At 69.7% G+C, this 26,983-nt stretch carries 25 protein-coding genes; 12 read left to right on the top strand and 13 right to left on the bottom strand.

Annotated features, from left to right (window positions below):
• Window positions 1-137: 137 nt before the first annotated feature.
• Window positions 138-1,274, bottom strand: coding sequence for a type II secretion system F family protein (locus tag ACFS27_RS29530; RefSeq protein ID WP_377191013.1), 1,137 nt, complete (start codon window positions 1,272-1,274; stop codon window positions 138-140).
• The gene (locus ACFS27_RS29535; RefSeq protein ID WP_377191015.1) at window positions 1,268-1,843 is read right to left on the bottom strand and encodes an ATPase, T2SS/T4P/T4SS family; all 576 of its coding nucleotides are present in this window, start codon (window positions 1,841-1,843) and stop codon (window positions 1,268-1,270) included. The genes ACFS27_RS29530 and ACFS27_RS29535 overlap by 7 nt, the downstream gene beginning before the upstream one ends.
• Before the next feature lie 167 nt (window positions 1,844-2,010).
• Here ACFS27_RS29535 and ACFS27_RS29540 point away from each other — a divergent pair, with 167 nt between their 5' ends.
• Both ACFS27_RS29540 and ACFS27_RS29545 read left to right on the top strand, forming a co-directional pair.
• Entirely contained in the window at window positions 2,011-2,667 is a 657-nt protein-coding gene (locus tag ACFS27_RS29540) for a hypothetical protein (protein WP_253877672.1), read from the top strand.
• Window positions 2,627-3,796, top strand: a complete 1,170-nt coding sequence (locus ACFS27_RS29545) for a helix-turn-helix domain-containing protein (RefSeq protein WP_253877670.1) — start codon at window positions 2,627-2,629, stop codon at window positions 3,794-3,796. The genes ACFS27_RS29540 and ACFS27_RS29545 overlap by 41 nt, the downstream gene beginning before the upstream one ends.
• A gap of 352 nt (window positions 3,797-4,148) precedes the next feature.
• On the opposite strand, the gene ACFS27_RS29550 is transcribed toward ACFS27_RS29545, so the two are convergent.
• The 4 genes from ACFS27_RS29550 to ACFS27_RS29565 all read right to left on the bottom strand — a co-directional run bounded on the left by ACFS27_RS29550 (window position 4,149) and on the right by ACFS27_RS29565 (window position 8,233).
• Window positions 4,149-5,615 (bottom strand): IS1380 family transposase, encoded by a 1,467-nt coding sequence (locus tag ACFS27_RS29550; protein ID WP_377191017.1) that lies wholly within the window; start codon window positions 5,613-5,615, stop codon window positions 4,149-4,151.
• Window positions 5,616-5,816: 201 nt separating this feature from the next.
• Window positions 5,817-7,208, bottom strand: coding sequence for a chromate efflux transporter (chrA, locus tag ACFS27_RS29555; RefSeq protein WP_253877664.1), 1,392 nt, complete (start codon window positions 7,206-7,208; stop codon window positions 5,817-5,819).
• A 48-nt stretch (window positions 7,209-7,256) separates the two neighbouring features.
• Window positions 7,257-7,688, bottom strand: coding sequence for a chromate resistance protein ChrB domain-containing protein (locus ACFS27_RS29560; RefSeq protein ID WP_253877662.1), 432 nt, complete (start codon window positions 7,686-7,688; stop codon window positions 7,257-7,259).
• Window positions 7,685-8,233: a Chromate resistance protein ChrB gene (locus ACFS27_RS29565; protein ID WP_253877660.1), complete on the bottom strand. Its 549-nt coding sequence runs from the start codon at window positions 8,231-8,233 to the stop codon at window positions 7,685-7,687. The genes ACFS27_RS29560 and ACFS27_RS29565 overlap by 4 nt, the downstream gene beginning before the upstream one ends.
• Before the next feature lie 90 nt (window positions 8,234-8,323).
• Between ACFS27_RS29565 and ACFS27_RS29570 the strand changes: the two genes are divergently transcribed.
• From ACFS27_RS29570 to ACFS27_RS29580, 3 genes are all read left to right on the top strand, one after another.
• A complete protein-coding gene (locus ACFS27_RS29570) occupies window positions 8,324-9,301 on the top strand; it encodes a metal ABC transporter substrate-binding protein (protein WP_253877658.1) in 978 nt (325 codons plus the stop codon).
• A 98-nt stretch (window positions 9,302-9,399) separates the two neighbouring features.
• Window positions 9,400-10,680 (top strand): MFS transporter, encoded by a 1,281-nt coding sequence (locus ACFS27_RS29575; protein ID WP_253877649.1) that lies wholly within the window; start codon window positions 9,400-9,402, stop codon window positions 10,678-10,680.
• Between the two features lie 23 nt (window positions 10,681-10,703).
• Window positions 10,704-11,039, top strand: coding sequence for an ArsR/SmtB family transcription factor (locus tag ACFS27_RS29580; protein WP_253877647.1), 336 nt, complete (start codon window positions 10,704-10,706; stop codon window positions 11,037-11,039).
• Window positions 11,040-11,058: 19 nt separating this feature from the next.
• On the opposite strand, the gene ACFS27_RS29585 is transcribed toward ACFS27_RS29580, so the two are convergent.
• Window positions 11,059-11,718 carry a copper resistance CopC family protein gene (locus tag ACFS27_RS29585; protein ID WP_253877645.1) on the bottom strand — a complete coding sequence of 220 codons (660 nt, stop codon included), beginning with the start codon at window positions 11,716-11,718 and terminating at the stop codon, window positions 11,059-11,061.
• 225 nt (window positions 11,719-11,943) lie between these two features.
• On the opposite strand from ACFS27_RS29585, the gene ACFS27_RS29590 reads away from it, so the two are divergent.
• The 3 genes from ACFS27_RS29590 to ACFS27_RS29600 all read left to right on the top strand — a co-directional run bounded on the left by ACFS27_RS29590 (window position 11,944) and on the right by ACFS27_RS29600 (window position 15,381).
• Entirely contained in the window at window positions 11,944-12,486 is a 543-nt protein-coding gene (locus ACFS27_RS29590) for a hypothetical protein (protein WP_377191020.1), read from the top strand.
• Between the two features lie 124 nt (window positions 12,487-12,610).
• The gene (locus tag ACFS27_RS29595; RefSeq protein WP_253877641.1) at window positions 12,611-13,714 is read left to right on the top strand and encodes an acyltransferase family protein; all 1,104 of its coding nucleotides are present in this window, start codon (window positions 12,611-12,613) and stop codon (window positions 13,712-13,714) included.
• On the top strand, window positions 13,711-15,381 hold the full coding sequence (locus tag ACFS27_RS29600) for a gamma-glutamyltransferase (RefSeq protein ID WP_253877639.1): 1,671 nt from the start codon (window positions 13,711-13,713) through the stop codon (window positions 15,379-15,381). The genes ACFS27_RS29595 and ACFS27_RS29600 overlap by 4 nt, the downstream gene beginning before the upstream one ends.
• Here ACFS27_RS29600 and ACFS27_RS29605 read toward each other — a convergent pair.
• The gene (locus ACFS27_RS29605) at window positions 15,282-15,704 is read right to left on the bottom strand and encodes a hypothetical protein (protein WP_301313107.1); all 423 of its coding nucleotides are present in this window, start codon (window positions 15,702-15,704) and stop codon (window positions 15,282-15,284) included. The genes ACFS27_RS29600 and ACFS27_RS29605 overlap by 100 nt on opposite strands.
• A gap of 92 nt (window positions 15,705-15,796) precedes the next feature.
• Between ACFS27_RS29605 and ACFS27_RS29610 the strand changes: the two genes are divergently transcribed.
• Window positions 15,797-17,058, top strand: a protein-coding gene (locus tag ACFS27_RS29610) for an IS3 family transposase (RefSeq protein WP_377183469.1) whose coding sequence is annotated in 2 segments (ribosomal slippage) — window positions 15,797-16,142 and window positions 16,142-17,058 — 1,263 coding nt in all. Because the reading frame shifts where the segments join, the coding sequence is not laid out codon by codon here.
• Between the two features lie 659 nt (window positions 17,059-17,717).
• Here ACFS27_RS29610 and ACFS27_RS29615 read toward each other — a convergent pair.
• From ACFS27_RS29615 to ACFS27_RS29630, 4 genes are all read right to left on the bottom strand, one after another.
• Window positions 17,718-18,572 (bottom strand): DUF6671 family protein, encoded by an 855-nt coding sequence (locus ACFS27_RS29615; protein WP_253878229.1) that lies wholly within the window; start codon window positions 18,570-18,572, stop codon window positions 17,718-17,720.
• Window positions 18,569-18,871, bottom strand: a complete 303-nt coding sequence (locus tag ACFS27_RS29620; protein ID WP_242136446.1) for a helix-turn-helix transcriptional regulator — start codon at window positions 18,869-18,871, stop codon at window positions 18,569-18,571. Before ACFS27_RS29620 ends, ACFS27_RS29615 begins: the two co-directional genes overlap by 4 nt.
• Window positions 18,872-18,980: 109 nt before the next feature.
• A complete protein-coding gene (locus tag ACFS27_RS29625) occupies window positions 18,981-20,066 on the bottom strand; it encodes an L-threonylcarbamoyladenylate synthase (RefSeq protein ID WP_242136445.1) in 1,086 nt (361 codons plus the stop codon).
• Window positions 20,063-20,971: a MarR family transcriptional regulator gene (locus ACFS27_RS29630; RefSeq protein ID WP_242136444.1), complete on the bottom strand. Its 909-nt coding sequence runs from the start codon at window positions 20,969-20,971 to the stop codon at window positions 20,063-20,065. Before ACFS27_RS29630 ends, ACFS27_RS29625 begins: the two co-directional genes overlap by 4 nt.
• 224 nt (window positions 20,972-21,195) lie before the next feature.
• Here ACFS27_RS29630 and ACFS27_RS29635 point away from each other — a divergent pair, with 224 nt between their 5' ends.
• From ACFS27_RS29635 to ACFS27_RS29645, 3 genes are read left to right on the top strand one after another with little or no spacing between them, the layout of a single operon-like run.
• The gene (locus ACFS27_RS29635) at window positions 21,196-22,782 is read left to right on the top strand and encodes a proton-conducting transporter transmembrane domain-containing protein (RefSeq protein WP_253878233.1); all 1,587 of its coding nucleotides are present in this window, start codon (window positions 21,196-21,198) and stop codon (window positions 22,780-22,782) included.
• The gene (locus ACFS27_RS29640; RefSeq protein ID WP_253878235.1) at window positions 22,779-25,349 is read left to right on the top strand and encodes a DUF2309 domain-containing protein; all 2,571 of its coding nucleotides are present in this window, start codon (window positions 22,779-22,781) and stop codon (window positions 25,347-25,349) included. Before ACFS27_RS29635 ends, ACFS27_RS29640 begins: the two co-directional genes overlap by 4 nt.
• 20 nt (window positions 25,350-25,369) lie before the next feature.
• Window positions 25,370-25,669 (top strand): P-II family nitrogen regulator, encoded by a 300-nt coding sequence (locus ACFS27_RS29645; protein ID WP_377191023.1) that lies wholly within the window; start codon window positions 25,370-25,372, stop codon window positions 25,667-25,669.
• 35 nt (window positions 25,670-25,704) lie between these two features.
• On the opposite strand, the gene ACFS27_RS29650 is transcribed toward ACFS27_RS29645, so the two are convergent.
• Window positions 25,705-26,784 (bottom strand): IS110 family transposase, encoded by a 1,080-nt coding sequence (locus tag ACFS27_RS29650; RefSeq protein ID WP_253878237.1) that lies wholly within the window; start codon window positions 26,782-26,784, stop codon window positions 25,705-25,707.
• Window positions 26,785-26,983 lie beyond the last annotated feature (199 nt).

Raw genomic sequence — 26,983 nt, forward strand, 5'->3', positions numbered from 1 at the left:
TCTCTGCCCGTGTCCGGGCATCTCGGCCCGCACGCGGGCCCCTGGTACGGCCCGCTGGAGCGGGCCCCGACCGCCGTGCGGCGGCCGGCGTCGGCACACGTCAGTACGCCGAAGTTCTCTTCGCGGTGCGGCTGGGTTCAGCCGCCGAGCAGATCGATCCCCAGCGCCAGCAGCACGGGGACCAGGCCGACGAGCACGAACGCGGGCAGGTAGCAGGTGCCCAGCGGGAGCACGAGCCGCACGCCGAGGCGAGCGGCCGCTGTCCTGGCCACGCCCCTCCGCTCGTGCCGTACCTCCTCGCCCGCAGCCCGGAGCGCCTCGCCCGGCGCGGCGCCGTCCAGCCAGGCGCCGCGCAGCGCCCGGACCATCGGGCCAAGCGCCGCCGGGGTGCCGGCCCACGCGCGCTCCCAGGTGGCTCCGAGCACGAGGGCGTGGGAGGCCCGCGTCAGCACCGCGCCGTCAGGTCCGCCGACCGCCGCGCCGGTCGCCTCCAGCGCCCTCGGCACGCCGGCTCCGGAGCGCACGGCAGCAGCCACGAGCTCCAGCACGACCTGAAGGTCCACGCCAGGCCGATCGACACCCCTGGCTGCCGCCACCAGTCGGTCCGACCAGATCCGACCGGTCACGAGCAGCACCAGTCCGAGGCTCACGGCCACGGTGCCGAACCCGCCGTCCGTCGCCGTGGCGACCGGGTCGGCGCCGAGCCCCCACCCGAGGAACCCTCCGGCGATCGGCAGCCACATGAGCAGCCGTCCGGTCGTCCGAGGGCCGGCGAGCGCCGCGTCCCGCTCCGCTCGCGACTCGGCCTCTGCGACGAGGGTTCCGCCGACCTCCTCAAGGACCCGCCCGAGCGGCGCGCCGACGTCGAGCGCGAGCCGGGTCGCCGCGACCACGGCCTCCGCATGCCGGGTGCCGAGCACCCTGGCGAGCCCTTCGACGTCCGGCACGCCCGTGAGATCGGCACCGACCCCAGCTGCGCGGGACCAGGACAGCCCCGGCGACGAGCCGGCCTTGAGCAGGGCGACCACCTGCATCACGACCACCCGGACGTCGCTGCCGGGGCCGCGCTCGGCTCGGAGCCTGCGACTCTGCCGCACCGCGGAAGCCTGGTCCGGTCCGACACCCGCGTCGGTCAGCGCCGCGACGTCGCTGCCCGGCACCTTGCCCGGGGCCTCGAGCACCTCCCGCAGACGACGCCCACCGCGTGCCAGCAGCAGCCAGGCACCGATCGCGACCAGCAGCCCCACGCCGAGCGACTCCACCGCCCTCACCACGGCCCGTACCTGTCGGCCAGCTCGGCCCACCCGTTCGGCTCGACCTCGCAGCCACCACTGCCGTCCCACCGTGCGACCGTCCGGACCTCGAGCTCCCCGCCCGGTGCACGCCCCACCAGCCCGACCTCCGCCAGGTAGCGGGCACCGTGCGACCGTCGGAGGTGCAGCACCACGTCCAGCGCGCCGGCAGCCTGGGCGGCCACCGCCTCGCGGGCCATCCCGGCCAGTCCGGCCAGCGCCTCCAGCCGGGCCGGCACGACAGCAACGGCGTTGGCGTGCAGGGTCGCGAACCCACCGTCGTGGCCCGTGTTCATCGCCATGAGCACCTCGCGTACCTCGGCGCCCCTGCACTCGCCGAGCACTATCCGGTCCGGCCGCATCCGCAGCGCGTTGCGCACGAGGTCTGCGAGGTCGACCGCGCCGGCACCCTCGACGTTGGCGCGCCGGGCGGCGAGGTGCACCGCGTGCGGGTGCGCGGGCCGCAGCTCGCGGGCCTCCTCGACGGTCACCACCCGCTCGTTGTGCGGCACCACGGACAGCAGGGCAGCGAGCAGCGTGGTCTTTACCACCTGTCGGATCTGACAGCACTACCCGGCTCACCCACCGTGCAGCCCGCAGGTCAGACGCACCGTGGATGGGTGCCGCTCCGATCAGACCCGTGGACAACACGCCCAGCGATCGACCATCCCTTACATTGATGCTTATAATATGAGCACTCATACCAAAGGAGCTGGTCGTGGCGTCGCAGGACACTGTTCGCGAGTTGGTCGAGCCCGAGATCCAGGCCCTTGGAGGCCTGCTCCACACAGGTATGAGCACAGCGCTTGAGCAGGCCGAGAAGGTGCTCGGCCATCTCGACCACTCGAAGTTTCCGCATTTGCGGCCCATCCATGCGCGTGCGGAGTTCCGGGAGCAGCTGGACGCATCGCAGTTGCCGAACGGCTGGCTTGTCACGGGCAATCCGCGGGCGATGGGCCAGACGGGACTCGTGCACGAGAGCTCAGGCATCCGGATGCGTTTCCTCAAGGAACGCCGGCGGAACTATCCGGGTGGCGTGCCTGTAGCCGGGAGCACCCGTGCACGCCGTGACTACTGGCAGAGCGAACCGCTGTTCGACCTGCCGACCAAGGGCCCCGCGCCGGCCGGAAGCCAGGAGGTCCAGCTCCTTCTCCTCTGGGACTACACGAACGCCGCAGTTCGTGACGAGTTCACCCTCCGGGTCGTGCACACGCTTGCCCCCGGCGACTACGGGCTCGCGGTACCGGTCGACCTGGTCTTCGAAGTGCTTCCCGGTGGGGGCTTCACTACACACCTGAAGTTCACCGGCGACCCCCAGGACGAGGATCTCTTCCATGTCGACATCGACGAGCAGAGCAACCGGCTTGACGGCTGATCTGCTGCTCCATGCCCACGGACCTCGGCTGACCGCCCTGCGCCACCTTCATGACCTGACTCAGACTGACCTCGCCGGACAACTCGGAGTCACGCAGTCGTTCCTCTCACAGGTCGAGAGTGGCGCGCGCCCCGCACCCGAAACTCTCGTCGTCGACGCGAGTGCGATGTTCAACCTGCCGCTGTCGTTCTTCAGCGTGGAACCTGACGAGAGCAGGACCGGAACCGTCACGTTCCGGAAGAACTCGAGGGCCACGGCGCGCGACGAGAACCGCGTGGTCGAGTTCTATAACGAGGCGTCACGACTGTTTCGTCACGCCTCGATCGCCTCGGGCTATCACACGGCGCGCCTCCCCGATCCCGAGGACTACGACCACGACACCGAGCGGGTAGCGCGTGCCTTTCGACAGGCAGTTGGCCTGGACGACGTCGCGCCGCTCCTGAACGCGACGCGTGCACTGGAGCGGCTGGGAGTCGGTGTTGTCGACAACCTCGACCATCTCTCCGACGAGGTCCGTGGGCACACGGCGTGCTCTCGACCGTCACCCTTGAACGATCGCCCACTAGTCGCACTCGCCGCCGCCGTCCCGGGTGGAGTCAAGCGGCTCACCCTGCTGCACGAGGTCGGCCATCTGATCTTCGATCGGGGGCTCATGAACCCGATAAAGAGCACCCGTAGCCCCGAGGAGCGCAGGGCCTACAAGTTCGCCGGCGCGTGCCTGCTGCCGCCCGAAGTGGTTCGTTCGCGGATCTCAGAAGGCCTGACCCTTCACGGCTATCTCGCGATCAAGGCCGAGTACGGGATCACCGTCGGGGCGGCCGTCATGCGCGCCCGAGACCTGGGCGTGATCAGCGAACAGCGTGCGCGAAGTCTTCAGATTCAAATCTCGTCGCAAGGCTGGCGAACAAGCGAACCGATTCCGGTAGCCGACGAAACACCGCTACTTCTCGGACAAGCTCTTGATCGGGCGTTCGGCAAGCAAGCGGCCGCCAAGGCGTCCTACGACGTCGGTACAAAACCAGAGTGGATCAACACCTGGGCACGTACAGCCAACGTGAAGGCAGGAGAACACAAGACCGCAGAGGTCCTCGACCTCGCGAGCGCCCGTAGGAACTCACGACGGCGATAGGAGTGCCCCTGCGAGAACTACCAACGCGCGCGCTCTATGGATTTGTCCGCCGTTCCCGGTGTGTGGCGAGTGCGGCTCGACGCGCCAAGTGGACGAGTAACGTTCCAAGACATCGCGCCCGTTGACCGAAGCCAGATCGAGGAAGCCGCCGCTGATGCCGGATACGAGCTGCGAGCGTGTCTCTAGCCTCGATCATTCACTTGGTGGGTAGCCCGGCCTGAGCGGTTCGTCCGATTTGGTGGTTGGCGCGTCTTGGGCATGGTTGCCGTGCGCGTGTCGCTGCGTGCGCCGGTTCCGGCCGGGGGTTGTGCGGTCGCTCCGTTCCGGTTCGTGGGAACAGTCGTCGGGCTGGTCAGGTCACGGCGGGTAGAGCCGCGAGGCGGTGCCAGGCGGTGGTGATCGCGTCGGTGTGCGGGTGGTCGCGGTCGAAGCGCAGCCACCTTTTGCGGGCGTGGTGGGCCAGGCGGGCGGGCAGCCAGTAGACGAGCTCGCGCATCGTGGCTGGCTCGGCCTTCGCCAGGAGCTCGTGGTCGTGGAAGGCGAGCAGCCGGGTCCAGACGTCGAGGTCACGGGCGATGCCGGTCAGCAGGACCCAGGCGGTGTTGATCCGCCAGGACGCCGAGGGCAGCAGGCCAAGGCCCGTGGTCTTCGCGGCCCGGACGTGGTCCTCGACGACGGCGTGGTGACGGTGCAGGACATCGAGCCACTGCGGCTGGTTCGTCCCGGGGATGCCGCGCATCCGGCCGATGTTCGTCGCGGTGATCGCGTATTTCCACCCGGTGGCCTTCTCCAGGGCGGTGACCTTCCCCGCAGCCTGGTCGCGTGGCGCGATCGGGACCCGGCGCACGATCAGCCGCATGCTGGTCGGCCAGCCGGGCCGCTTCGCCAGCCCGGTCAGCTCGGCGACATGCCCGTACTCAGACCCGGGCCCGCCGCAGCCGTGGGTCTCGTCGCTGGTCGCGTCGTCGTAGTCGACGGGCGGGGCGATCGTGCCGTCCTGGTCGAGGTAGGGCACCCATACCCGCTCGGGCAGAGCCTTGATCGCTGCCTCCTCAACGCTGGTGATGGTCCAGCCGATCGTCCAGGCCACCCGGCGCCGGGTGGTGCCCAGCCGTTCCAGGTGGCTGACCGTGTCGTGGGACGCGCCGGCGCCGTCGATCCGCACCAGCAGCTTGGAGTGCCGGCCCTCGTCAGGGATCTGCGCGAGGACCTCGTCCAGCACGGTGACGTGGTCGGTCGCGGTATTGCTGCCCGCGTTCCCCGGTCGGGGCAGGATCGACAGGGACTCGCCGGTGTTCGCGATCCACCCGCCGAGGTGGTGGTGCCCGAACCCGCCCTTGTAGGTCCCCGTCGCGTTCTGCTTACGGGAGTGGCAGCCCACGATCGTGGCGTCCAGGTCCACCACGACCCACCCCTCCAACCGTTTGCCGCCGACCCGCAGCCACGGGAAGCCGCCCGGCCGCGCGGCCAGCATCCGCCACAACGTCCTGCGACTTCTGGCACGAGCGCGCGACAAACGCCTCAAGACCCGCTCGTCGATGGAGTCCAGAGTCCGCCACAGCGTCGAGTCCGAACCGCACGACCCGAACGTGCCGGCATGGCCGGCGAGCATCCGCTCGACCTGCGACAAGTTTCTGGCCCCCGCAGCGATCGCCGACGCCGCACCCACCAGCACCGCCCCGCGGCAGATCCGCTCGACCCTGCCCGGCCCGAACACCTCCGAGATCCGAGCGGTCAGGCCGACAGCGTCGGCGGTCTTACGCAGCAGCACCACACCCACGTTCGCGACCAGCCCTTTACCGTCAGCGGTCAGTTCCAAACGCGCATCCCACGCGGTAGTCTCGCCCACCAGAAAGGTGCTCCGATCCTCAGCCCGACACGTCCCTCGACAAGACGTATCGTGCCAGTTCAGAGCACCTTTCCTATGCCTTGACTCACCTCACCCACGAAGGATCGAGGCTAGGGCCGCCGCTACCGCCGTGCGCTACGAGTCGCGACGACTTGCCGCCCCGCGTTGACGTCAGAGCAAGCCGGCCAGCCCCAGGCCGAGCCCGACCACCGCGCACACGCCCAGCGTGCGCAGCACCGACCAGCGCACCACGAACAGCAACACCGCCGCCAACACCGCGATCCCGACCGCGGCAGGCTGGATCGTGGCGAGGTCGGGAACATCGAACGACAGCGGACCAGCGGTCCAGGGGTTCGAGGTGGCGAAGAGCGTGTGCGTGGTGAAGTAGAGCGCGAGGTTGGCGATGACACCCACGACCGCCGCGGTGATGGCCGTGAGGGCCGCGCTCAGCGTCCGGTTGCCCCGGAGCCGCTCGACGTAGGGCGCGCCGAGGAAGATGAAGAGGAACGACGGCACGAAGGTGACCCAGGTGGTCAGCAGCGCGCCCAGCACGGCAGCGGCCCACGGGTCGAGGTCGCCCGGGTTGCGGTAGGCGCCGAGGAACGCGACGAACTGCACGACCATGATCAGCGGCCCGGGCGTGGTCTCGGCCAGCGCCAGACCGCGCGTCATCTCGCCCGGCGTGACCCACGCGTAGGTCTGCACCGCCTGCTGCGCGACGTAGGCCAGCACCGCGTAGGCACCGCCGAACGTCACCAGGGCACTGCCCGAGAAGAACAAACCCTGCTGCGTGAACACACTGTCCACACCGGTCAGCAGCGCGACCGCGCCGAGCGGGATGCCCCATGCAAGCAGACCCAACACGAGTACCCGCAGAGCCCGGCGCCCGGACGGCTTCTCGGCGTGCAAGGCGTCGTCCGGGATGAGCGGGGCAGGGCCGTCGCTCTCCTTTCCGTGCCCGGCGGAAGTCGCGATCCAGCTCGGCGCGTACCGGTGTACGAGCCACCCGATCACACCGGCGCCGAGCACGACGAGGGGGAACGGCACCGCGAAGAATGTCAGTGCCACGAAGGCGACCACCGCGAGGACCACCAGCGCTGGGCTGGTCAGGGCCCGCTTGCCCACCCGGAGCACCGCCTGGACCACGATCGCCAGGACGGCCGGCGCAAGGCCGGCGAACACCGCCGAGACGACGGTGGTCTCGCCGAAGGCGACGTAGATCGCGGACAGCACCAGCAGGGCGAGCATCCCCGGCAGCACGAACAGGCCGCCCGCGACCAGGCCCCCGCGCCAGCCGTTGAGCAGCCAGCCGGTGTAGACGGCGAGCTGCTGCGCCTCGGGTCCGGGTAGGAGCATGCAGTAGTTGAGCGCGTGCAGGAACCGGCCCTGCCCGATCCACCGCTTCTCGTCCACGAGGGTGCGCTGCATGACGGCGATCTGCCCAGCGGGGCCGCCGAACGTCTGCCACGAGATCGCGAACCAGGCGCGCACCGCGGTTCGGAACGGGATCAGGTCTCCCTGGACGGCAACTGGCGGCGTAGCGCCGTCGTGCTCGGTGCTCATGTCTCTCCTATGGTCGGCTTTCGAGTGTGGTCGTGTGGGGTCTGCAGGTCAGGCGGGTTCGCGGCCCAGCAGGTAGGAGCGCCGGAAGAACTCGTAGAGCCCGTCGAACAGCGGCCCGGTAAGGGCCAGCGTGCGTTCGTCGTCACCGGTCATGGACAGCCCACGCAGCACGACGTCCAGGCCCGGCGCCTCCGGCGCGTCGTACCTGCCGTCGTCGAGATCCGCCTCGTGCACGATCTGGCCGATCCGGACCAGTACGGGGTCGGTCAGCTCGTACCGGACGAGGATCGTCTCGAAGCTGCAGTCGCTGCCGTGATGGCCTAGGTCGACGCCGCGCATGTCGAACGGTGTCGCGTCGTCAGGGACCTCGGCAGGGTCGGCGACGAACACGAACTCGGCGTCGGGGTCGACGAACCGACGGATCAACCACGCGCACGCGGCTCGGTCGATGTGCACCCCGGCACGGGTCGCCCACCTCATCGCGCACCCGCTGCGCGCCGGCTCGAGGCCTGCTTGCCCCGTGTGTTTGGCTGCGCTGCCGGTTCGGGAACGGCGCCATCGGCTGATCGCTCTTCGAGCAGACGCAGCGCGGCCTGTGCGCGGTCCCGTTCGTCGGGCGGGAAGAAGTCTCTCCGGGATATCTCCCGGAGAGTGCGGCGCAGCTTGACGAGGACCTTGCGCTGCTCGACCGGTTGCTCGGTCATGGCCTGACGCGCGGACGTCTCCAGATCGACGTACTCGGCGGCGCGGTCCGCCGCCATCGCGGTCGCCAGCTCGCGTTCCTGCGCCACCGACATGGGTCGCGCCAGCCAGACGCTGGACGTGCCGCCGTGCTCGACCACCTCGCCGGCTGCCCAGTCCAGCTGCTCGCGGGTGCGGGCGTCGGCGGGCAGCGCGACCAACCCGTCCGAGATCTGGGCGACGCCCAGCCGCTTGAGTCGTCGCCACAGAGCCACGCGCGGCGAGGACGGCTCCCTCGGCAGGCGGTAGCTCAGCAGCACCCATTCCTCTGTCACGGCGGACATGTAACCACGGTTACATCGGCTCGTGCAAGACCCGTCCGCCTCGACGGTCATGATGTTGACATCCATTATCAATTGCACAACTATGCGGGCATGCAGATATCACGGTTGCTCTCCATCGGCTCCATCGCCGCGCTCGCCCTCACGGCGACCGCGTGCGCCCCGACCGCCGAGGGCGGCGCCGACGACGGAACCGTCCAGGTGCTCGCGTCCTTCTACCCGCTGCAGTACGTCGTCGAGCGAGTCGGCGGCGAGCACGTGGACGTCAACAACCTCACCCCGCCGTCCGCGGAGCCGCACGATCTGGAGCTCTCCCCGGCTCAGGCCCGCGCGATCGGAGATGCCGGCCTGGTGGTCTACCTGTCCGGCTTCCAGCCGGCCGTGGACGAGGGCATCGAGCAGCGCGCTCCCCAGCACGTTGTGGACGCCGCCGATGCTGCCGATCTTGAGGAGGACCCGGCGGGCGGGCACGAGGGCGAGACCGCCGAGGAGCACGCGGACGAAGAGGCCGCGGAAGAGGCGCCCGCGGAGGAGGACGAGCACGGGCACGGCGCGGCGACCGACCCACACTTCTGGCTCGACCCGGTCCGGCTGACCGCCGTCGCACAGCAGGTGGCGGACGAGCTGGCCGCCGTCGACCCGGACAACGCCGACTCCTACGCGGCAGGCGCCTCGGCACTGGAGGCGGACCTCACCGCGCTCGACGAGCAGTACACGGACCAGCTCGCACCGTGCGCCGACGCAACCCTGGTCACCTCCCACGAGGCCTTCGGCTACCTCGCCGGGCGGTACGACCTGAACCTGGTGGGCATCGCCGGCATCGACCCCGAGTCCGAGGTCGCGCCGGCCCGCCTGCGCGAGATCCGCGAGATCGTGCAGACCAACGACGTCTCGACCCTGTACCTCGAGACGGTCGCCGCCCCCCAGACGATCGAGACACTGGCCTCGGACCTCGGGGTCGGCACCGCGACCCTGGACCCGCTGGAGAGCCAGGCCGACGCTGACGCCGACTATCTCGACGTCATGGAAGCGAACCTCGACGCCCTCGCCGGCGGCCTCACCTGCTCCTGACCGACCCGCCACACCGAGGTCCCGCACTGCCCTCCGGCTGTGCGGGACCTCGCCTACACACACTTGCGTATACGCGCAGATAAGCAGATGATGGCCGGATGCTGCGCGTCCTGAAGTACCCCACATATCGCCGTCTCTTCACCGCCCAGGTCGTGGCGCTGGTCGGTACCGGTCTGGCCACGGTGGCCCTGGGCCTGGTGGCCTACGACCTGAACCCGGCCGACGCCGGCGGGGTGCTGGGCACGGCGCTGGCGATCAAGATGGTCGCCTACGTGGTCGTGGCGCCTCTGGCCGCCGCAGCCGTGGCGCGGCTGCCGCGCAAGTGGGTGCTGATCGGTTCCGACGCGCTGCGCCTGGTGGTCGCGGCCTCGCTACCGTTCGTCGGCGAGGTCTGGCAGGTCTACGTGCTGATCTTCGTCATGCAGGCCGCGTCTGCCACTTTCACCCCGACGTTCCAGTCGGTCATCCCCGACGTCCTGAAAGACGAGGACGACTACACCGTCGCCCTTTCCCTGTCGCGGCTGGCCTATGACCTCGAGTCGATCCTGTCCCCGGTCTTCGCTGCCGCGCTCCTGCTGCTGGTGCCCTCCTCAGCGCTGTTCTTCGGCACGGCGGTCGGGTTCGCAGGCTCGGCGCTGCTGGTCGCCGCCGCCATCATCCCGCGACGGGGTGGCGAGGATGCCGGTGAGCGGCCCCAGCTGCCGTTCGGGAACCGTGCCAGGCGCGGGGCCGAGCTCTTTGTCCGCACCGCCGAGCTGCGCCCGATCCTGCTGCTGAACCTCGCCGTCGCGGCGGCCGGGGCCTTCGTCCTGGTGCAGACCGTCGTCATCGTGCGCACGACCTTCGGACAGGACGAGAACGTCGTCCCGCTGCTCCTGGCCGCGAACGGCCTCGGGTCGATCGCCGCCGCGATCGCGCTCCCGCGCGTCCTGCGCCGCCTGCCGGAGCGGCGGGTGATGCTCACCGGCGGTGTCGCGCTGACCGTCGCGGTCGGGCTCGCGCCGCTCGCGCTCGGCATCGCCCAGCCTGCGTGGGGGCTGGTCGCTGTGGGGCTGCTCTGGTTCCTGGTCGGCCTGGGCTGGTCCACGGTCGAGACGCCGGTCGGGCGGATCATCCGCCGCAACGTGCCCGCTGCCGACCTGCCCGACGCCTTCGCCGCCCAGTTCTCCCTGTCCCACGCCTGCTGGCTCATCACCTACCCGCTGGCCGGCTGGCTCGGCACCACCGGCCTGTCCGCCACCGCCCTGGTCCTGACGGGCGTCGCGGGCGCCGCCACACTGGCAGCCGCCCGCCTGTGGCCCACCACCGAGCCCGCCCGCGACACCGCTGACGACACCACGCAGCAGGACACCACGTCGCGGGACACTGCCGCAGGCTGACCGCGGATGCGATGATGTCGTTCGTGGCCACCACCCAGCGCACCACGCCCCCGGAGGCAGACCTCGACCACGCTGTCGACGTCCTGCGGCTTCTCGCCGACCGCACACGGCTGGCGATCCTGGCGATGCTCAACGGTACCGAGATGTCGGTGACGGCCATTGCCGAGGCTCTGGGGCGGCCCGGTGCGGGCGTGTCCCAGCACCTGGCCAAGCTGCGCGCCGGGCACCTGGTCACCTCCCGCCGGGAGGGAACCACCATCTACTACGGGCAGCCCGACGAACACGTCGCGGCCCTGGTCGCCAACGTCCTGCAGCACACCGAGCACATGCTCTACGACGTCCCGCCCCACCACCGCTGAGCGCTCTCGTCTGCTGCGGTCACTCGGCGGAGTAGCGCCGGCGAACAAACGCGACGACCACCACGACCACGACGACCAGCACGATCGCCCCGATGGCCACGGCGAAGAGCGAGGAGTCGCCGGAGGTGTCGGAGCTGCGGTCTGCTGCCGGGGTGGCGGACGCGCTGCCGGACGCGTCGGTCGGTGCGCTCACCTCGGATGTGGTCCCGGACGGGGACGCGCTGGGCGACGGGCTCTCCTCGTCGGCCACCGGAGCGACTTCGACGTCGAAGGCGTAGGAACCGGAGATCGGGTGCCCGTCACCCGACACGACTCGCCACTGCACCTCGTAGGTGCCACTGGGCAGCTCGGAGGTCAGCGGCTGGGTGATCGTGGCGCCGTCATGGGTCGCCTCACCACTGCTCCAGTCGGTGCCGTCCTGGTCCATGACCAGGACCTCCGTCCCGGTTTCCAGGGGTTCGGCCACGAACGTGAGCTGCACGTCCTCGAGTGCCTCAGTCACGGTGGTGTCGGCCTCGGGGCTGGTCTTGGCCAACGCGTCGTGCGCGGACGCAGGAGCGGCAGCCCCCAGCATCGTCACGATCACCACGGCAGCGGCGACCAGGCCGGCGACGCCACAGGCCAAGGCGTGGCGGGTCCAGCGGGCGGGCCGGGCAGCAGGCTGAGCGGGGACTGTCATGTGTGTCCTTCGGGAGAGTGTGCGACGACGGTGTGAGTGATCGCCGCAGGAATACATTCGTATATGCGCAACTAGTAGATCATGTGCGAGCATGCTCCCAGAAGCAGGCGACACGCGCATTCGACAGCGGTGCCGCACCAGCGGTGAGATTCGGGGGTGGGAGCGTTGCGGAATCACGTAACGCCTCCTGCCGCGCCGACCGGGGCCCCTGCGAGCACGGGTGGGATGATGTTCGCCGCGGCGACGCTCCTGGCGATGCACTGGCTGCTCGGAGGCATGCTGGAGCATGCCGGGCTGGTGTCCTCGGCGACGTCGGGCACGCTGACGATGCTGGGCCCGATAGTCCTTGGTGTCCTCGTCCTTCTCGTGGCGCCCGCGAGCCGGCGGTTCGCGGGCGACGGTTCCAGGCCCGGACACCAGGGCTCGTTCGACGAGACACGGTCGGCCCGGGACGTCGCCGCGCTCGCCCTGGTCACCGCGTTCGTGCTGGACTCGCTCTACATTGCGGACGGCGTCGCCGCGCACGCCGCACCGCTCGTACTGGTGCTCACCGGCGCGGCCATGGTGCAGGCGTGCGGCGCCGCCGTCGCCTATCTGGCCTGCCAGCACATCGGTGCGGTGCTGCGCCGCGCCCCGGCCCCGGCCTGCGCCCTCCCGGGCGAGCAGACCCGCCGGGTCGCCGACCCGCGGCCCGCACACCTGGCCACCCTCTGGACCGGCACCGTCGCCGGCTCCCGTGCGCCACCGCGCGTTCCTTCCTTCGCCTGACCTGACCCCCAGCCCTCGCGTGCCTGCCCGGTAGCACCGGAGCGGGCGCGCCAGTCGTGCACGGACGGGCACCGCCGAGCCTGGAGCCCTCCTGCGGCGTGCCGGTCCGAGGAAGTGAACACACGTGAACCAAGAACCACCGCGAGCCCGGAACAGCGGCCTGGACGCCGCCCGCGGACTCGCCCTCATCGGCATGATCATCGTCAACGTCGGCCCCGCCGACTCCCAGTCCCTGCTCCACCGCCTCTACATGCTGCCCTTCGGGCGAGCGTCCGTGCTCTTCGTCGTCGTCGCTGGCATCGGCATGGGCTACCTTCTGGCCCGCCGAACCGAACGGGACCGGTGGGCGACCGTCACCTGGCGGGCAGCGCTCCTGTTCGCGGGAGGCGTCGCTCTGCAGGGGCTGACCGAGCAGGTCAACGTCATCCTGCCCACCTACGCCATCCTGTTCCTACTGGCACCGCTCCTGTGGCGGCTGCCCAGCCGGGTCCTGCTGCTGGGCGCCGGTGCCAGTCTCCTGCTGGTCGGGCCGGTCATGATCGTGACCCACGACGCGATCGAACCGGCCACCCACTGGCTCGACCCGGTCAGCTTCGGCACCCAACCATGGGAAGCGGCGCACTCGCTCGTGCTGACCGGCCCGTATCCGCTCGCCAGCTGGACCGTGCCGTTCGTGGCCGGTCTGTGCCTGGCCCGGCTCGACCTGTCGGACACCCGGCTCCTGCGGCGCCTGGCGATCAACGGCGCGGCGGTTGCCGTCGGCGCGGCGGTCGTCTCGCAGGTCACCTACGCCCTCATCGGGCCGGACGCCGACCGTGGGCCGTGGCGCCTGCTGACCGGCGCCGCGCACGGACAGATGCCGCTGTGGCTGGCCAGCAGCATCGGCGGCGCCGTCGCCACGGTGGCGCTGTGCTCGCTGGCCGGGCGACGTTACCCCGATTCCGCCGTCCTGGGCTGGCTGGTCGCGTCCGGCCGGCTCGCCCTGACCCTGTACGTCCTGCACTTCGTGGTGATCGCCGCGATCAAGCCGCCCGAGGGCTTCGACGTGGAGCAGGGCGTCCTGATCAGCGCCAACCTCATCGCCGTCGTGCTCACCGCCGCCGTCCTCTGGCGCAGGACCGGGTGGCCGGGACCGCTCGAACGGCTCCTGCGCCAGACCTGGCTGCGCCCCACCGCACCTCGCCCACAGACACAGACCACCCCCGCAGCAGAAAGGGCCGAACGATGACCGACACCCCGAGCAGGAGGCTGCGGCCCTCGGCCACGGTCCGGGCCTCCCTCACGGCCGCAGCGGCCGCCCTGATCCTCGGTGCCTGCACGACGGCGGAGCCTGCCCCCACCCCGGACGACTCACCGACGCAGCCCGGGGCGGCCTCCGCGGCGCCACCCGGACCCGCACTTGGCGGCTACGGCGTCAGCGCCGGCCACCCGCTGGCCGCAGAGGCTGGCGACCTGATGCTCGAGCGCGGCGGGAGCGCTGTGGACGCGGCGATCGCCGCCGCGTTCGCCGACGCCGTGATGCAGCCGGCCAGCTCCGGCATCGGTGGCGGCGGTGTCTCGATCGTCGTGGGCGACGGGGAGGCGACCAACTACGAGTACCGCGAGGTGGTCAACCAGGCCGGCCAGATCCCCGACGGCGGGGCTGGGATCCCCGGGTTCGTCGCCGGGATGGAGCGCCTCCACCGTGACCACGGGAACCTGCCGTGGGCCGACCTGCTCGCTCCCGCCATCAAGATCGCCGACGAGGGCGGGCCGGTCTCGCGCTACCTCGCCTCCTCGATCAACAGCCCCTACGGCCAGGACATCACCGGCGCCCTGCCGCAGTTCCGGCGGGCGGACGGCACCCCGCTGCAGGAGGGCGACACGCTGGTCCAGGCGGACCTGGCCGAGACCATGCGCAACCTGGCCGAGGAAGGCGCCGGCTCGTTCTACACCGGCACCCTCGCCCAGACGCTGGCCCAGACCCCCGGCATCGACCACGAGTCCCTGGCCGCCTACCAGGTCGACACCTTCGAACCCGCGTCCGGTCCGGTCGGCCGGTACACGATGCTCTCGGGCGCACCCGCGCTGCCGGGCGCGGCCATCATCCAGATGGTGCAGATCGCAGAGGCCGCCGGGATCGCCGACGTCGACCCCGACTCGCCCGAGTTCGTGGACCTGCTCTCACGGGCCTGGCAGGTCGCCGACACCTCGGTGCAGCAGCACTTCGGTGACCCCCGATACGTGAACGTCCCGGTGGACCGGCTCACCGACCCCGGCCAGAACGCACAGATCGCCGCCACCCTCGTGGACGCCGCCCAGGCGAGCAAGAGATCGGCCGCGCAGGGCGGCTACGAGAGCGCACCAAACACCACGCACATCTCGGTGATCGACGCCGACGGGACAGCGGTCTCGATGACCAACACCATCACCAACTATTGGGGCAGTGGCCAGTACGTCGCCGGGTTCTTCCTCAACGACCAGCTCGAACGGTTCAGCGACATCGGCGCCATGAGCGCGAACCTGCCCGAGCCCGGACGCCGTTCGGTGACCTGGAGCTCACCGTCCATGCTGCTCGACGACCAGGGCCGCCCCGTACTGGTGATCGGCACCCCGGGCGGCCGGCAGATCCCCAGCACCACCGCGAACGTCGTCGTCCGCTGGGCCCTGCACCGGCAGAGCCTGGAAGACGCCGTGCGCGCCGGCCGGTTCATCCTGACCGACGGGCAGCTCCGCCTGGAGACCCGCGGGCTCGCCGACCCTATGGCCGCCCTCGGGTACGACGTGGTCGTCAGCGACCAGGCCGAGCTGGCCAACTACGGCTCCGTCCAGGCGCTGGCCGTCGACTGGGACGAGGGCAAGGTCACCAGCTTCGCCGACGAACGACGCTCGGCCGGGTTCGTGGTCGGCCGCTGAGCGAGGCGCCGCCGGGCTACCGCTAGCCGGTTCAGGCCTGGCAGCGCAGGAGGCGCAGACGGTTGAGCGCGACGATGACCGCTGAGCCCCTCCTGGCCGGCGACGGCCAGCGGGAGAGGCAGCGTCGCGACGAGGTCCCGCGTGACCAGGACGGCGATGAAGGTCGCAGCGATGGCGAGGTTGGCGATCACGTAGCGCCGGGCGCGCCGGGAGATGTGCGCGAGGTGCGAGATCGTGGACAGCTCGTCACGTACAACGATCACGTCCGCGGTCTCCAGCGCGAGGTCGGATCCGTCACCAAGGTCGAACATCTCGACGTTCATCAGCCCGAACGACTTCTAGAACGGGGCTTCACCCCGTTTGGTGGACACGCTGATACTGGATCGTGGATCCAGAGGAAGCGAGTTTGATCCGCATGGCTATGAAGAACTATCCGGAGGAGTTCAAGGCCGATGCTGTGGCCTTGTACGAGTCCACACCCGGGGCGACGATCAAGGGGATCGCCCGGGACTTGGGCGTCTCGCGAGAGACGTTGCGGTTATGGGTGCGCCGCGCGGCTGAGCAGCGCGGGCAGGCCGCCGTGACGGCCGGTCCGGCAGCGGGCACGACGCCCGGCGAGCCGGCGGTGCGTTCCGGTGGCCGGGTCGGGCAGCTGGAGGCACGGGTCGCCGAGCTCGAGGCAGCCAACGCTCGCCTGGAGGCTGACAAGCGCAAGCTCGCCACCGAGCGGGAGATCCTGCGCAAGGCCGCGAAGTATTTCGCGGGAGAGACGACCTGGTGAGCCGCTTCCAGTTCGTCGCCGAGCACCATCCCACCTACTCGGTGAAGCGGCTGTGCCAGGTTCTTGAGATCAACCGGTCGAGCTACTACAAGTGGCGCGACGGTGCCGCTGGTCGTGCCGCCCGGGCCAGGGCTGATGCCGGGCTGGCGGCACGGATCCGGGCCCTGCTGAAGGAGGATCCGGCTCTTGGCTCGCCGCGGGTCACGACCGAGCTGCGTAAGACCGACCCGGTCGGGCCGCCGGTGAACCACAAACGGGTCGCTCGTGTGATGCGCGAGCACGGCATCGCGGGGATCCGGCTGCGCCGACGGGTACGGACCACGGTCCCGGACCCGTCCGGGCAGAAGGTGGCCGACCTGATCAAGCGGGACTTCACCGCTCCGGCACCCAACCGCCGGTATGTCGGCGACATCACCTACCTGCCGATCGGTGGCGGGCAGTTCTTGTATCTGGCGACGGTGATCGACCTGTACTCGCGCCGTCTCGTGGGCTGGTCGCTGGCCGATCACATGCGCACCGAGCTGGTCACCGACGCCCTGCAGGCCGCCGTAGCCGAGCGGGGTTCGCTGGCCGGAGCAATCTTTCACAGCGACCACGGAGCCCAGTACGGATCGAAGGACTACGCGCAGCTGTGCGGCCGGCTGCAGGTGACTCAGTCCATGGGCGCGGTCGGCACCAGCGCCGACAACGCCCTGGCCGAGTCGTTCAACGCCACGCTGAAACGCGAGACCCTGGCCGGCGCACCCGCGTTCGACGATGCCCGCGCCTGCCGCCTCGCAGTGTTCCGCTGGATCACGCGCTACAACCTGCGCCGACCGCATTCCCGGCTCGGGAACCAGAGCCCCATCGACTACGAACACGAAACCGACCCGGCTACGCTACGGCTGGCCGCCTGACCACACGAAGACGTGTCCACTTCTCGGGGCGAAGGCCCAAGGGCAGCACCCGCAGGCAGGCACCAGCCGTTGCGCGACCAAAACCCCGCCCATCGACAAGCGCACGCTGCCATAGACGAGACGGTCCCTGCCGAAAATGCGTAGCAAGGGGGCTGCTGACCCGGACCGCCGGTCTGAAACCTGCACCGTCTGCTCGCCCTCGGCCTCGAACACCGATCCGGGACCTGGGCGCTGGCCTGACAGCCGGCCCGCCGCCCGCAACCTGTGGACAACCGTCCCGTCACGGGCTCACGATGGGTTCAGGCGGGCGGACCGACCCACGCAGTCGCACCCTCGGGGTGCTGACCTTGATGCCGCACAGACTGCCGTATCGTGGCGATCCGCCCGCCGCCCACATCCCCTGCGGACAGAAACACCGGTTCTTCAGCAGTCTCCTCGTGAGTAGCCGGGAGGTGAAGCTCCTCCCGGCTACTCACTACCCAGATAAACTTTGAAATGACCCTGGGGGAGTAGGGGTGCCTGCTGCCGACCGACGCTCGTGCATGGGGCCAGGTTGAGCCTCGGTCGCGAGGCTGCCACATGCCCGAACACATGTCAGTTGATATGCGAATCGAGTTTCGCGATTTGCATGGTGGGTGGTGGTGGCTGTCTCGTGGGTGTCAGGGGTTGCAGAAGGGGCAGCCCGCCGGGTCGGCGAGTTCGTGACGCTTGATTCTGGTGCGGTGTTCGCAGCGGGCGCAGCCGTGGATGTCTGCGGCTGGCTGCGGGGTGGCGGTGAGGCAGAGCCTGCAGGGGAGGCCGGGTTCGGTGGCGACGCGACCGAACCCCGGGGCGCCGCAGCTCTGGCAGAGCCGGTCGAGGCGTTCGGCCAGTTCGGTGGCCAGTCGTGCGATGCTGCGCATGCGGGTGGGGTTGAGGTGGGCGCGCATGTCGGTTTCGATGCGCGCGTGCCCGTCCGAGGACGCCGCCGCGCAGCATGCGAGGGCTGCGGCGAGGGCGGAGCTGGTGCGGATGCCTTTGTAGAGTGCCTCGTCGGTTGTGGCGGTGTTCGGCCGCACGGTCACCGCGTGGCTGCCGAACTGGGCGGATTGCAGGAACTGTGAGGTTCGTTCGTCGAGTTGGTCGGTGACGGTGTGGCCGAAGTTGGTGTCACACTCGAGATGGTGCACGACGAGTTCGAGGCCGAGGTCCTCGTCGACGAAGGCGAGGAATTCCAGTCCTGCGGGGATGAATCCGGCGATGGGGTGGGGGCCGAAGGCGCCCTCGGAGGCCAGGCCACGGGGCAGTCTCAGGGCCTGCATGGCGAGGCGGGCTTTCCTCAGCGCTGTCTCGCGTGGTGGTGCCGGGCGTTCGATCTCGCCGGTGAAAGTGCCCAGTTGGTCGGTATCGACCTCGGTAGCGACCTGGACCATCAGGCCGGGCCGCTCGGCCAGGGCGGTGGCCAGCACCCGCTCCTTGCCATGTTTGGTCGCTAGGGCGACTTCGCGGTCGCGGTAGGGGTGTGGTGCGCTCATGCGCTACGGCCGGGGGCGGTCTTCGGCTCGGCTGTCAGGACGGTGAGGATTTCCCCGACCGCGTGGTCGCGGTCGAGGGGGTGCCGCAGTGGCAGTTCCTGGTTCAATCGGTAGCGGTTGCGGCGCCCGTCGCGGACGCGTTCGAGGTAGCCTGCCTGTTCCAGTTCGGCCACGATCCGCTGAGCCGCGCGTTCGGTGATGCCGACCGCGTCGGCGACGTCGCGTAGCCGCATCCCGGGGTCTTGTGCGATGCACAACAAGACATGCGCATGGTTGGTGAGAAACGTCCAGTCCGCCACCGTGATCACCCTACAATCTACGATCCCTGTTTGCCATTTTGTCTTACGTGAGTTCATTTGCACATGTAGTTGGTCGCGCTCGACTCGCGTCGTTGACACAGATCCTCTCCTACTCGGCGCATGTGCTGGTCGACGCGGTTCCTGCGGGGCGAGGGGCGGATGCGCGGGTGAGGCGGTCCGCGATGGCCAGACCGACACCCGCGGGGGTAGGGAGTGAGGCGATGACGACCTCGCAGTCGTGACGATCGAATTCGCGCAGGAGTCGATACAGATCGCGGGCGTAGTCGCCGATTGCCGTCGGCACGTCGATCACCAGCGCGCTGTCGATGGTGATCGATGCCGTGCTCGCGGGTGGTCGCAAGACTCCGACTCGCAGGCCGTGTGACTGCTGTCGATCGGCCTCGGCGACGATCTCGCTCTCCTCGACCAGGACCACGCGCGCGCGGGGGGCGTAATGCGAAGGATGCTGCCCGGGCGCGCGGTGCCCGGGCAATGGTGTGGTTGTTCGGATCGGCCGGCCCAGTGCCCGGGCGAGATCATCCACCCCGACCGCGCCCGGGCGGAGAAGGATCGGCTCGTCGCCGGTGACGTCGATGATCGTCGATTCGATCCCGACCGGGCAGGGGCCGCTGTCGAGGATGAGGTCCACGGCGGGGCCGAGTTCGTCGGCGACGTGTTCGGCGCTGGTGCAGCTGACGGCACCGAAACGGTTGGCCGACGGCGCCGCGATCGCCCCGCCGAATGCAGTGAGCAGGCGCTGGGCGACGGGATGATGCGGGACCCGCACCGCGACGGTGTCGCATCCACCGGTGACAACGGACGGAATGCGGGGACTACGCGGCAGGACCAGGGTGAGCGGCCCCGGCCAGAACCACTCGGCGAGCACCCGAGCGTAACCCGGTGTTCCCGTGACCCAGTCGCCGAGCTGGCCGGAGTCGGCGAGATGGACGATCAGCGGGTGCGTCACGGGCCGCCGCTTGACCTCGAAGACTCGGCGGACCGCCTCGGCGTTCTCGGCATCGGCACCGAGCCCGTACACGGTCTCGGTCGGGAAGGCGACTAGACCGCCTCGGCGCAGGATTTCCGCAGCGCCGCGGACGACCCCCTGCACCTGGGCCGGAGCGGGCCGGGCGGCGGCTGCGGGGGAGATCGTCCCAGGGCCGGTGAACGTCGTCGGTCGGGCTGTGTGCGTCATCGGTCGACTCCGGAGTAGGTGATCAGCCTCTGGATGCCCTGATCGTCGTCGACGACGAACCACCGATCGGCCACCAGACGCGGATGGCGGGCACGCAGATCCGCGACCTCGGCGGCCATGAACTTCGAGGGGCGGCTCGCGGCGAAGCTGGCGTAGAAGATGCCGCCCAAGCGCGACCCTCGCGGCTCGGAGGTAGCCGCGACGAACGTGTCGAGAACGTGCCGACGGGCCTGATCGGTGGTGTCGGTCGCACGCAGCAGGGGACCGTCGATCCAGCACAGCGTCCAGAGTCCCGACAGTGACACCGACCTGCGGACCCCGACCATGGCCTCAGCCACGGCCGCCTGCGAGGTCTCGTCCTGGGCCGCCGCAGGGGTGGCCGACTCGTAGTGCAGCCATTCGGGCAGTCCCTCTTCGAGGTCGCCGCGGACCCAGATGCCCAGCAGCGTGCTGTCGTGCCGACTGGCAGGCGAGAGGCCCTCACGCAGGTGGTTCAGGTAGTCGTTCACCGCGGGCACGGCCGCGTCCAGATCGTCGACGCTGCGCACCAGCAGCACCATCCACGCCGACGTCGTGCCGACCAGCCGCGGCTCCAGTCGGGCTACCGAGGCCACGGACCCGTCGTCTCGGGTGGGGTGTTCGAGCAGGTCGAGGACCTCGCCCACGGCGACGTCCCGGTCCGTCCGTGGCCGGAAAGGTAGCTCGCCGTTGAGGCGGTAGCGACCGGTCAGACCGTCGCGGTTGCGCTCAAGGTACCCCGCGCGTTCGAGTTCGGTGATTATGCGCTGGGTCGCCCGCTCGGTGATGCCGGCCTCGTCGGCGATCTGGGGCAGGCGCATCTGATCGTCGCGGGCGATGCACAGCAGCACCCGCGCGTGGTTGGTGAGAAACGTCCAGTCCGTCACGCATCACACGCTACAACATGCGACAGTGATTTAACACATCCGAGAACGTGTTTTATATTTCGTGTATTGTGAGTCGCGTTATGTCGTGATCGACGGCGTCCGATCGCGTTCCCCGACCGCTCCCGGCAATCCGGTGGCAACCGGGCGGTGTTCGGGTGGTCGCCGACAACAGGTGATCGCGTCGGTGAGTGATCAGCGGGTCGTCCGCTGGGAGGGAGAGGCCAGTGAGTGTGCTGCTGCTGGTATCGGTACTGCTGCCGGCGATGACCGGTCCGCTGTTGCTCGCGGGATGGCGCACCGGTCGCTGCGGTGTCGCGGTGACGACGTTCGCTGCCGTGTCGGCTGTCGTGGTCGCCATAGAGGTGGCGGTGCGCGGCCCGGTCGCCGCGGTCATGACCACCGGCCCGGACGGGTCGGCGGTGGCCGGGTTCTATGCCGATCGAGTGTCGGTGCTGTTGCTGTTGCTGGTGCTGGGCGTCAGTGCCGTGGTGCAGGGTTTCGCCACGCGGTACCTGCGCGGAGACGCTCGGGCGGCCCGCTTCGCCGCGCTGACCGGGTTGCTCACCACGGCCACCGCGGCGATGGTCACCGCCGCCACGCTGATCGGGCTGGCTGTGGCCTGGTCGGCGATCGGCCTCGGGTTGTGGTGGCTGTTGCGGGTGTACCGCGCCGATGCGTGGGTGCCGGTGGCGGTCGCGCGGACCGCACGCATGGTGCTCGTCGGCGACATCGCGCTGTGGACGGCGGTGATCGTGGCCACCGTGCAGTGGGGGAACGTGGACCTGCGCGCTCTCGAGCTGCCGACGACCACATCGGCGGCGGGTTCGATCATCGCGGGAGCGCTCGTGATCGCGGCGGTGGCTCGCTCCGCGCTGGTCCCGATAGCGGGATGGCTTCCGGCCACCGTCGCCGCGCCGACACCGCTGTCAGCTCTGCTGCACGCCGGCATCGTCAACGGGGGCGGCGTGCTGCTGCTGCGGTTGCACCCGATGATCGACTCCTACGCCACGGCGACGGGTCTGGCCTTCCTCGCCGGCGCGCTCACCGCAGTCTACGGCACCGCGCTCATGCTGACCCGGCCCGACGTGAAGTCCGCACTGGCCTACTCCACCGTCGGCCAGATGGGATTCATGGTGATGACGTGCGCTCTCGGCGCCTACTCCGCCGCGCTGTTCCACCTGATCGCACATGGCATGTACAAGGCCACGCTCTTCCTGGGGTCGGGGTCCGCGGTCGGCGATCACGTCAAAGAACGCACCGCACCACCGCGACCATTGGGCAGTCCGGGTGCGCGGCGCGCCTTCGGAGCGCTCGCCCTCCTGGTGCCCACGGTGGCGCTCGCCGGTGCGGTGTGGCTGTGGGAATCGGTGTTCGGGCTCGCCCATTCCGGGACGGTGTTGCTGCTGGCGTTCGCGTGGGTGACGGGCACCCGCCTGATGTGGGGCTGGGCCCGACGCGTGACGAAACCGGGGCCCGCCAGCGCGTTCATCGCAGTGCTCATCGCCGTGATGGTTGCCTACCTCGGTGCGCTGTCGGTCTTCAGCGCCTTCACCGAACCCACTCTGCGGGCCGCGGGCCCCGCGGTAATGAGCGCGTGGACGCTGATCCCGGTCTTCGTGGTGGTCGCGGCGCTCACCACCGTACGGGTCACCACCGTCCCCGCTCTGACCTCGCTGCACAAGACCCTGTATGTGGTGTGTCTGAGTCTCGGTGATCTCGGTCCGCGCGCTCGCAGGACCGCGTTCACCAGGGGCGCGCGCAGTGCCGCGCCTACCAGATCGTTCGTTCCCGTTGTGGTAGGAGAATCATGACAGTCACCGTCGATTCGGTCCCCGTCGATCAGCGCGCGATCGAGCGCGCACAGCTGCGAGCCGAGATCAGTGTGGCCGCCCGCGTCCTCACCCCCGTATGGCCGTTGAGCAGTTTTATCGCGGTCAACCCACTCGGCGGGCTGGAACATCGGCCCTTCGACGACGCTCTCGCCATCGCCGGTGACCTCTACGGCCTCCGAGGCACCCTCGACGAGGCCGAGTTCCGCGCCGCCCACACCACCGGCCGAATCACGAAGGCCGATCTGAGCGAGGCTCTCGAGCGCCGACTCCCAGACGCCGTCACCGCGGCACCTGTCGAGGTCGACGGACGCGTCTACACCGCCGCCGAGATCCTTCTGGCCGACCTTGTCCACGGATCGACCCCGCCACCCCCCACCCGCCGGCTGCTCACTCTGAGCGAACGCGTGTGCGCGCGCACCGCGGCAGCGATCGACGCTCAAACCGTCAAATGGTGCTCGGCGTATCTGGATCCCGGCCAGGCCAGCTGGACAATGCCCGGCCGCGACCGGGGCTTCTACCCGGCCTGGGCCGATCTGGCGCCACGCGATCCGCGGCTCCCCGCAGCCGCTCGCCGCGCGCTGCGCGACCTCCCCTCCGATCCCGCTGATGCCATCTCGCACGCACTGGCACGACTCGGTGTAGGACACGGTGGTGAACGCATCGCCTACCTGCGCGCCCACCTGACGCGGCTGCCGGGCTGGGCCAGCCACATCCTGTGGCACAGCAACACACCCGGCTCCACAATCGACCTGGTCGACTATCTCGCCGTCCGGCTCAGCTACGAGGCGCACCTGCTCGACACCACCGAACTACCCGCGAGGACGGCTCCTGGTCCCGCTCACCCATCGGGCACGGCCACAGACCGTGCCCATCGCGCGGCACAGGCATTGGGCACGACCGGTCTCGATGCCGCCGGCGAGGCGTCGATCCTCCGGATTCTCGACCATATGCCCGTCGATTCGCGGCCACTGGTGTGGCTGGACGCCTACGAGACGCACTATCGCCGCGGTCTGCTGGAGGAACTGGACAAACCCGTCCCCACCCCGAACTTCACCCGCGCCGACGCGCAGTTGGTGCTGTGTATCGATCCCCGCTCGGAAGGACTGCGCCGGCACCTCGAGGCGCTGGGCAGCTACGACACGTTCGGATTCGCGGGGTTCTTCGCTGTGGCCAGCCGCATCCACGCCCTCGCCAACGGCGATCCCGCGATCGCGGCGCCGGCTCTGGTGACACCTCACATCGACCTATATGAACAACCCGACCCGGCAGCGCTCGTCGCGGCGCAGCGCCACATCGCCGGACTGCACACCCTCGCAGCCACCGCGGACGCGGTCCACACCGCCAAAGCCGACCTGGCGGCACCGTTCGCTCTCGCCGAGATCCTCGGCTGGGCGAGCGGGCCCGTGGCCGCCGCGAAAACCCTGGCACCTCGCCGCTACCGGCGATGGCGCACCCGCACCCGGACCCGGATCGCGCCCCCTGCCCGCACCGTGATCGACACCGCCGGCGGGCTCGGTCTCGACCAGCGTGTGCAGATCGCCGAAACCGCCCTCACGGTCATGGGACTCACCAAGGGTTTCGCTCGGCTGGTGGTGTTCTGCGGACACAGCGCCAGTACCGAGAACAACCCCTTCCATTCGGCCCTGGCCTGCGGCGCCTGCGGTGGCAACCCTGGCGGGCCGAACGCTCGCGCCGCCGTGGACATCCTCAATGACACCGAAGTGCGCGACAGGCTCGCCAGCCGCGGCATCGACATTCCCGACGACAGCTGGTTCGTCGCCGCCGAGCATGACACCACCAGCGACCGCGTCACCATCCTCGATCGCTACCGGGTGCCCGACACACATCGGCACGACCTCGATCGGCTCACCGCCGACCTGGCCGAAGCCGGACGTCGCCTCGCTGCCGAACGAACCACCCTGCTTCCCGGCGCGCCCGACCGACCGAGTCCGCACACGGCGGCACGCCACGCCGGGACCCGTAGCGCGGACTGGGCACAGGTGTATCCCGAATGGGGCCTGGCCGGCAACGCGGCATTCATCATCGGACCACGCACCTTGTCCGCAGGCGTCGATCTGCGCAGCCGCTGCTTCCTGCACTCCTACAACCCCGACGACGACCCGACCGCGACCGCGCTGGAAACGATCTTCACCGCAGCGATGATCGTCGCGCAATGGATCAACTGTCAATACTATTTCTCCACCGTCGCCCCCGACATCTTCGGCGCCGGCACCAAAACAACCCACAACGTCGTCGGCGGAATCGGCGTTCTCACCGGCCCGTCCGGAGACCTGCGAACGGGCCTGCCCTGGCAATCGGTGGCAGTCGGGAACCGCCTCGTGCACGAACCGATGCGCCTGCTCGTCCTCGTCCACGCCCCGCACGAGCGAATCGACACCATCGTGGCCCGCAACCCCAAGGTGCGCGATCTCGTCGACAACCACTGGATCACTCTCCTCGCCCGCACCGACCAGAGCTCCCCCTGGCAACACCGCGCCCGCGGGGGATGGATTCCCTACCCCACCTCGAACGGAGTGCAGCCATGACCCGCACCAACCTCGCGAAAATGACCAGAATCGAGGTCATCGTCTCGGGAACCGACGCCCCCGACGTTCGCCGCATCATCGAGCACTCCGGCGCCACCGGATACACCACTATCTCCGGCGTCTCCGGTCTGGGCCACAGCGGATACCACGAAGGACGGCTGCTGTTCAACGAACAGGACACCCTCGCCCTGCTCATCACCGTCATCCCCGACCACCGCGCCGACGCCCTCATCGCCGGCCTACGCCCTCTGCTCGAGAACTCCTCCGGAGTCATGTTCGTCACCGACACCTATGTCAGCCGACCCGACTACTTCACATGAAATCCAGGGTCGTTGCAAAGACGCTTCTATGTTCGTCAAGCCGTAGCGGCGAGTGCGTTTGTCCTGGTCAGGAGCCTGTGCAGGTTGCGGGTGAGGTAGCGCTTGAGCTGGCGGCGGATTGACCGGATTGTCTTGCCTTCGGCGGTTCGGCGTGCGGCGTAGTCCTGGGTCGTGTCGTGCATGCGTAGTCGTGTCATGACCACGACGTGCAGGGCGTGGTTGAGCCGTCGGTCGCCGCCGCGGTCGAGGCGCTGGTAGTCGCTGTGGTTGCCGGAGGCGGCGGGGATCGGCGCGGTGCCGGCGATGCGGGCGAACGCGGCTTCGGAGCGGACGCGGCCGGGGTAGGCCCAGGCGGCGAGGATGACGGCGGCGCAGTAGGGGCCGATGCCGGGCTCGTCGAGCAGGTCGGGGGCGTGTGCGGCCACGAGGTCGCGCAGGGTCTTCTCGTTGTCCTTGAGCTCGTCGTGCAGTTCCAGGGCGCGCGCGGCGAGACGGGCTGCTTCGGTCCGGGCGTACTGCTGGTCGAGGGGGTCGGTGGTGCGCCTGCGCCAGGCTTTGACGGCGCGGATCTGGGCCATCGTGAGCGGCTTGCGGGCGTCGATGCCCAGGTCATGGGTGCGCAGCAGCGCGGTGAGCGCGTTCAGGTGCGCGGTCTTGTCCTTGGCGAGCCGTTCGCGGGCGGTGGTCAGGACCTGCATCGCGCCGGCGACTTCCCCGGCCCGGTAGTCGCGCAGCAGGTCAGCGGGTTGGCCGAGGACGGAACGCGCCGCGGCCTGGGCGTCCAGGATGTCCGTCTTGGCCTTCCCCTTGCCGCGGACCGGGGTGGGCGCCTCGACCACGCGGTAGCCCAGGCCCGCGAGGTGCCCGGCGGCCAGGCGCCCGTAGGAGCCGGTACCTTCCATGCTGATCAGCACAGCCTGCGGTGTGTCGATCGTGCGGCGGGCGACCCAAGCCGACGCGCGGGCCAGGCCGGCCGCGGTGGTCGGGAACTCCTGGGTGTCGACCACCGCGCCCGTGAGGGTCTCGATGATCGCGTAGACGTGGTTACGGGCATGGGTATCGATCCCGACGACGAACAGGTAGACCTGCGCGACGGGTACTGCTTCTGCGAGCATGGACACTGCGATGTTCCTCCCGAGCGTGGACGTCGTGACCGGCGTCGGCCTGGGTAGGAGTCACCTGGAGGCGTAACTGTCATGGGCCACAACCCGTGCAGGACACAGGTCGGGCATGCTTCTGATCAAGCCATCAAGGGGGCTTCACCCCGTTTGGTGGACACGCTGATACTGGATCGTGGATCCAGAGGAAGCGAGT

It is taken from the genome of Promicromonospora vindobonensis (assembly GCF_042685865.1).
GTDB lineage: Bacteria > Actinomycetota > Actinomycetes > Actinomycetales > Cellulomonadaceae > Promicromonospora > Promicromonospora vindobonensis.